This window comes from Planctomycetia bacterium (assembly GCA_021413845.1).
In the GTDB taxonomy this organism is placed as follows: domain Bacteria; phylum Planctomycetota; class Planctomycetia; order Pirellulales; family PNKZ01; genus PNKZ01.
In genome coordinates this window covers 1-5,717 of sequence record JAIOPP010000136.1, presented here as the reverse complement: position 1 = coordinate 5,717, position 5,717 = coordinate 1, and the positions used below count along the sequence as shown (strand labels likewise).

Here is a 5,717-nt window from a genome sequence, read left to right as displayed (position 1 = left end):
CTGGCTCGCGCGACGACGCACCGGACGACGCCCAAGGCAGCGAAGCGATCTTTGCGATGTTGCAACTTCGCAGAGAACGTCGTGCAAGTTTCGATCCTCGTTGGTTGTCGTTTTGCGTTTCATCCACGAACGCAAGACGACCGAGGATCGCGATGCGTGCGTGTTTGCCGAAGCAAACCCATACCCACCGCAGGCCGGAAAGAGACACCGAACGATTTGCTTTCTCGTTCGATCGACCATCGTCGCGAGGGACCGAGCTTAGCGCTCGATTCGTTCCAGCCCCGGCGACGACAAGCGGCGCGGCCGTGGCTCGAAGTTCCCCATCGCGATTCGTCGTCGCCGGTCTCGCGTGAACGAAATAGGCAACGTGTCGAAACCTACCGGAGGTCGGAGTCTCGTCTCCTCACACGGCTCAACATCGCACGACGCGCCGCGAGATTCAACGCGAAGAATTGGGCCATGTCGACAACGTAGCAGGCACGTTCCACGTGCCGTCCGCCACAGTTGATACGGAACGATCGTCACGCTGCGGCCCCGGATATGCATCCGGGGCTATTGAAAGACGCTCAACGTATCGCGATCGTGCGTCGCGCTCGAACGGCGCACGTGGCTACGGCACGTGGAACGTGCCTGCTACTTTAAACGACGCGAGCCGAGCACTTTGTCAGTGCTCGGCTCGCTGTTCGTTCGTAAGCGGTTGCTCGATCCTTCCCCCGAAGTCGAACCACCGCTACGACCCTACACCGTTGGATTCATAGGTACATAGATTCAATAAGAAGGCTTTAGAACTGAAACTGCAGGCCGGTGTTGACGCCGTGCAGGATGATGCTGCCCGAGGAGTTGATTTGCGCCATGTCCGGCAGCGAGTCGAAGGTCCGTGCGATTTGGTCGTCGGCGTTGGCGACTCCGGCGATCCCCATCGCGCGATAACCGGCGAACACGCTGCAACATTGCGTGAGCTGCAGTGAGGCTCCGAGATCGATTTGTCCGAGCACCGCGACGTCGGTCTTCGTCGAATGCAGATTGATGACCATGCACAAATCTTGCTGCTGGCTGATCGCGTTGGCGAAGAGCCCGAAGCGGGGCGTGGCGTAGAGGCGGAGCCGCTGGCCGAGATACATGTGGCCGCGAGCGCCGAGTTGCCAGCCGATGAGCGAGTTGCGCATGCGGATATGGTAGGCGCTCTGCGTGGTGACGTCGTTGTCGGAGAATTCCGAACCGGCTTGCACGGCGTAGTATTCCAAGATCTCTCGATAGCGGAAGTAGCGCACGCCGGAGAAGTAGGCGATGCCGAACCGATTCGCCGGATCGACGACCAAAGCCTGTTGCAGCAGATTGACTTCGACATTTTGGAACGAGTCGGCCCGATAGACCCGTTGTTCGTGCGAGTTCTCGTAGATCGTGCTGAGCGGCGTTCCTTCGTAAAGCACTTGCGACATATCGAGACGGGAGTTGATGTCGTTCGCTTCGCTGCGAGCGCTGAGAAAGCCGTTCGACGGATCGATCCACCAATAGACGACTTCCATCGCCCAGCGGTCGCCGATCATCCTGCCGAGCTTTGCCTCGACGCCGCCCGACCAATCGAAGCCGGCGGTTTCGGTGTTGAGAATGCTCGGGCCGTGAGGATCGGCGCCGACATAAGCGAGGCCGACGTTGTTCGGCACGTCGCGCGTCATGATCAGGCCCGAGACGGAAGCGAACCAAGGTCCGCAACTACGAATTCCGGGATCATAAACGCCTGGGTCGAAGTAGTTTTCTTCCGGCGCGCAACCGGTCGATTGCTGGCCCATCATGCTTGGATCGCCGTAAGGCATGCCGCCGAAGTTGCCCGTCGAAACGGGATCGGGAACGGCCGACGGCTGCTGCTGTTGCCAGATGGCAGAGTTGGGGGCACCAGGCATGCCGGGAGCGCCGTAAGGGTTCGGGCCGGCGGAATCGTAGGCGGGAGCGGTCGGAAAGCCGGGAGCCGGACTTGGTGCGAAGCCCGGCGCGAGCATCGGTTGATTGCTCGCCATGAGCGACGAAGCACCGTAGCTCGCGCCGCGGTTCGCAGCCGCCGCCGCGGGAGCAGTGTTAGCTGGAGCGGCAGTGTAAGCGGCAGGTGCGTAAGCCGTAGGCGAGTGGGGATGGGCGGTGTTTGCCGGCGGCGAGTATGCGGCCCGCGCGGCAACGCTTGCAGCGTACTGCGCGTAAGGCGATGCCGGAGCGTGGTACGCGGCCGGTTGGTTCGCGTAGGCGGGATTCGTTGCAACAGGATTAGCTGTGGCAGGGTTCACAGCAACGCCGGTCGGCGCAGCGGTCGGCGCTTGGTTCATCCACGACTGTTGCCGCCAAGCCGGTTGCGTCGGCGGTGCGGAGTTCGGAGGTGCAGTGTATTGCGGTGCCGTGTATTGTGATGCACTGAATTGTGATGCACTGTATTGCGGCGTCGGAATAGGAGGCGCAACGGGATTCGCAAACTTGCCGAGCGACGACTTCAACCCGGCGAGCGGACCTGGCGCAGTCGGCTGTATTGACTGGGGCTGTGTTGAATGGGGCTGTGTCGAATAAGCCGGTGGCGCAAGGGTCGGCTGCAATCGGGGTGGCGCTGCCGGATAGCTGCGCGCGAGCGAAGGAGGTGGCGACATCGGACCAGCGGACCGACCGGAAGCTTGCATCGCCGATGCGTAGTAGCCTGCTCCGCCGCTTTGCGACGGGGCGATGTTGGGATACTGGCCGGTGAATTGTTGGCCGGCGAACTGCTGGGCCGACGCAACCTGCGCGACCGCAATAGAGAACATGGCGGCGCACGCCATGATCATCGACCGGAATGCTGCTCTCAAACGCATGCGGAAATCTCCCTACATCAGGGCGCTGCGGCCTCGATGTATCCCCCGGAAAAGACGGCTCTCGGCAAACGTCGGCAAGTCTTACTGCAACACGTGGAACCACTTCGGACCTTGCGATTGTCCTTCGGGCTTGGTCGCTCCCGCGAAGGTGACTTGCATCCGACGCTTCTCGATCGGGATCGCGTTGGTCGTCGTGTGCGAGCCGATGTTGCCCGCCTCGTCGCGAACTTCGATCTTCAAGTAAGCGTAGTCGGGCCCTTGCGGATCGAACTCGCAAAGATGCACTCCGCTCGAGCCGATGCCGATCACCAACGGCTTCCACGGCCCTTGCGGCGCAGCGGAGTACGACAACGTTACCGCTTGCGGGCCGAGATGATCGTCGGCCGCATCCCATTTGATTTGCATCGCGCACGGCCGACCATCGGTCGAAGGTTCGGCGGTCGTGAAGCGGACCTTCGGCTTCGAGAGATCGACTCCGACATTGATTTCAGGAACATCGCCGGGCTGAGGAATGCGGCCTTGCACGCCTCCTTCGGCCGTCACGACGACCGCGAAGCCGTACATTCCTTCTCGTTCGACGTTCACGGCGCAAGGACTGCGGCGATCGTCGTCGGGGCCGAGCAGTACCCAATTGCGACCTCGGTCGCGAGTCCCCCAGATGTCGACTTTGGCGATGGGAGTGTTGCCTAAATGTTCGATGTCGTAGTCGAGCTCGAACGAAGGAGAGTTGACCAACATCGGCTTCGTCGGATCGCGGAGCGAAGCGACCGGTCCGGCCGGCGGTGCGGCGGCGGGTGCCGTGGCGACGGGAGCAAGCTCGGGCAGGCGCGCCGGTTGCGGCGCGGTCGCCAACGGAGCGGAACTAGCAGCGGCGGCGAGCGGAACTTCGATCGTCGTCGGGTTGTCGGCCGCATCGCGCACTTCGGCGATCAGCATTAGGTCTTTGGAGCCGGGTTTCGGAACCCACTGCATCTCGCCGGATGCGCTGCGGCGATCCAAGCGACGCTTCGAGCGGAGCGGTTCGATCTCTTGCGCGGATCCGCCATCGGCTCGAACGGAGAACTTCAAGGTGTCGGGAGCGATGTGCGCATCGTCGATCTGCCAGCGGACGACGATCGGCCCTTCGGCCGTCCGCTCGGCTTTGACGTCGAGCTTCGTGGGAAGCGTATCGACGATCACACGCATCTCCGCCGTCGGGGCTTCCGTGGAAGATTCGCGTCCGGCCATGTCGGCCGTGCGGACGGCGAACCAGTATTCGTTGTCTGCTGCGGCTTGGAAGTCGAACGCTTCGAGCGGCGCTTTAGCGCGCGAAGCGAGCTTCCAATTCTTGCCGGCATCGTCGGAACAGTAGAGACGGGCTTCCGCTTGCGATGCGTCGGCAGCGTCGAGCTGAAACGGAATCGCGAATTGGCGATCGCGGGTCACGATCGGCTCGGGCAATGGGTCGGCGGCAAAGCCGACAACCGACGGCAACCAGGGTGTGCAAGCCAGAGCCGCAGCAAAACGGAATCGTCGACGACCATGCATAGCAACACCGCAGGTAGACAAGGAGGGCGCTCTACTCTTCACGATGTATCGGGTAGGCGGAGTCGTCTGCTTGAGTAAGTTATTCCGTCTTTAACGACCGTGACGGTCGTAGGGCCCGGCGGATCCGGTCGGCGCGTCGAATGTTGACTACTTACCTCATGCGCTGCCGCAGCGCTGTTGCCCGCAAGCAACGAGCGAGAGGGAGGCGGGGCGTGCATCTGCGCCCGAAGGGAGATTTTCCGAATCGCGCAATCCATTGCAGAGCAGGCGCTTAACGATCGAACTCGCGGCCGGCACGGCAGGCGATTTTCGAGCTTGGCATAGGCCGTGCTTTATTGCCTAACCATCGCAACGGTGATTGGAGAGAGTCACCGCCGCGACGATCGAAACAACAAGACAACCAAGTACAACCGGGGAACAGACAATGCAAAAGCTCATCAATCGTTTCTGGTCGGAAGAAGTCGGTGCCGTGGTTTCGGCGGAAGTAATGCTCGCCGCGACGATCCTCGTGCTCGGTGTGATCGTCGGCCTGAAGAGCGTTCGCGACTCCGTCGCCACCGAACTTGCCGACGTCGGCCAAGCCTTCTCGAACGTCAATCAATCGTATTGCTACAGCGGAACTTCCGGCCACGCGGCTTCAAGCGGCGGCGGCAGCTATCAAGATCAAGCCGACTTCTGCGACAACGGCAACAACAATCACTGCCCTTCGGCGAAATGCGTGAACGTCGCAGCCTGGGGCGGCTCCGAAGGAGAGTAGTCGAAACTGACGAAGTGCTCAGGAAGACAGTGTTACTACGGCATCTTCGATCAAGAACGACTTACCTGACCATCCATCAACGAACTACCTCGTGACGCGAAGGGGTTGGATCTCCTAGATCCGACCCCTTCGTTCTTTTATTCCGGCGAAGTTTTTAGCCGCTCGAATCCCGACGCTGTCACTGGTTTTTCCCGTCGTTATGCGGCATTTACTACGCCATCGCTGAAGGCGTTGCTTTCAGCACGACGGGCATAAACGGCACGAACGGTAAAGTCGGTTTAATTTTTGAAGGGGAGAGGTCGAATAAACCATTACGCAAATCCGAAGTCTCGCTTTGTAGCGATAACGTCGTATTTGCCGCTCGAATCAGTAGCGTTGCCGGCGACGGCGATTGCTGCGGCTCGAGCGAAGAGGGCGGAATTGCCACGTCGACCTTTGACGATGACGGTGGAATCAATGAGTGTGTCTTTGTCTTGTTTGCCTCGCAATTCGATCGCTCGGCGATATACGAGCTTGCGAAAGTGCTTCCGCACCGGGCTGTTGCTGGCCTTGGGCTGCGCAACGCCGGCGCTCGGACAAGCCCCTGTAATGCAGCAGGCGCCGCT

4 protein-coding genes are annotated in these 5,717 nt (G+C 60.9%); 1 reads left to right on the top strand and 3 read right to left on the bottom strand.

Going from position 1 to position 5,717, the window contains the following annotated elements; genetic code table 11:
* Positions 1 to 782 precede the first annotated feature (782 nt).
* Positions 783 to 2,780, bottom strand: coding sequence for a hypothetical protein (locus tag K8U03_23245; GenBank protein ID MCE9607813.1), 1,998 nt, complete (start codon positions 2,778 to 2,780; stop codon positions 783 to 785).
* Positions 2,781 to 2,909: 129 nt separating this feature from the next.
* Positions 2,910 to 4,253, bottom strand: coding sequence for a hypothetical protein (locus K8U03_23240; GenBank protein MCE9607812.1), 1,344 nt, complete (start codon positions 4,251 to 4,253; stop codon positions 2,910 to 2,912).
* A gap of 526 nt (positions 4,254 to 4,779) precedes the next feature.
* Here K8U03_23240 and K8U03_23235 point away from each other — a divergent pair.
* Complete coding sequence (locus K8U03_23235) at positions 4,780 to 5,112, top strand: hypothetical protein (protein ID MCE9607811.1); 333 nt, start codon at positions 4,780 to 4,782, stop codon at positions 5,110 to 5,112.
* 311 nt (positions 5,113 to 5,423) lie between these two features.
* Here the strand turns inward: K8U03_23235 and K8U03_23230 are convergent.
* Positions 5,424 to 5,717, bottom strand: a 294-nt coding sequence (locus tag K8U03_23230) for a hypothetical protein (GenBank protein MCE9607810.1), incomplete at its 5' end; no start/stop codon positions are given.